Below are 912 nucleotides of genomic sequence, written 5' to 3' on the forward strand. Positions count from 1 at the left end.
CCATTTGATGACAATAGGTAAAACTTTGGCATGTGCGCCTCCGTCTTTTCCCCTGTCCCAAACCGTACGTGCAAGTTTCCCTGCATACGGCTTTCCATCGAACTGACCCCGACTTATTTAAGGTCGAGAAGGATTAACATGGCAATCAACCCTCAACTAACCACTTTAGCTTTACCTTTTAGTTTCTCCCTATACTTAGATAGCTTCTTCGCCATTTTCGGATTATCAACTTCCGAGGTTCCATGAATCAATTCATGGCATCCGTCATGGACGCTAGCGAGATTGGCTACTTTATTAATTTCGTGCAATGGTAATGTTGGGTCAATGTGATGGCAGTGATAGTCGTTCGGTAAAATATCGAGCTCACATATTTTACATTTCCCTTTATCCCGATTCCAAGCGTACTCTCGATTCATGTAGTATTCAAAGTTGTACTTTCTGAGGTTATGATTTGAAGAACGTGAGTTCTTCTTAGCTAACCTAAAGCTGTTAGGATTGTAGAGCGGAGGTCTATCCAATGGGTTCTTCTTCTTGGACAACTGAGCGTATAAACTCCTGCCTTCCTCTGTATACGGAGTCATGGCTTGGTTGAAGTTTACTGCACGATCTGAGCCAGTCATGAAGAACTTGGTGATTCCCACCCATTTCCCTTCAACTTCGACAGCGTGACATTTGGTTGTGTAACCGGCGTGTCTAGCTGGTCTGTTAGAAAGTTCCTTTGCCGTTTTCACATGGTCGAGGTTCTTACCGCCGTTCTGGTTGTAATACATCGACTTCCATGTGTAGTGACAGGCTTTGAATACTTTGTTGTCAAGGCTTGAGAAAACCTTACTGCAAATCGACTTGTTGTAGTAGAGCGATAAACCGACTATCATCGAGTTTACCTCTTCGATTACGACAGCCTTTTGATAT

Annotated in this window: 1 protein-coding gene; it reads right to left on the minus strand. The window is 43.3% G+C overall.

Going from position 1 to position 912, the window contains the following annotated elements:
• Positions 1 to 152 precede the first annotated feature (152 nt).
• A partial coding sequence (locus AB1L17_RS31415) for an HNH endonuclease (protein WP_412848833.1) occupies positions 153 to 912 on the minus strand: 760 nt, incomplete at its 5' end.

It is taken from the genome of Brevibacillus jepli, from assembly GCF_047229145.1.
GTDB lineage: Bacteria > Bacillota > Bacilli > Brevibacillales > Brevibacillaceae > Brevibacillus.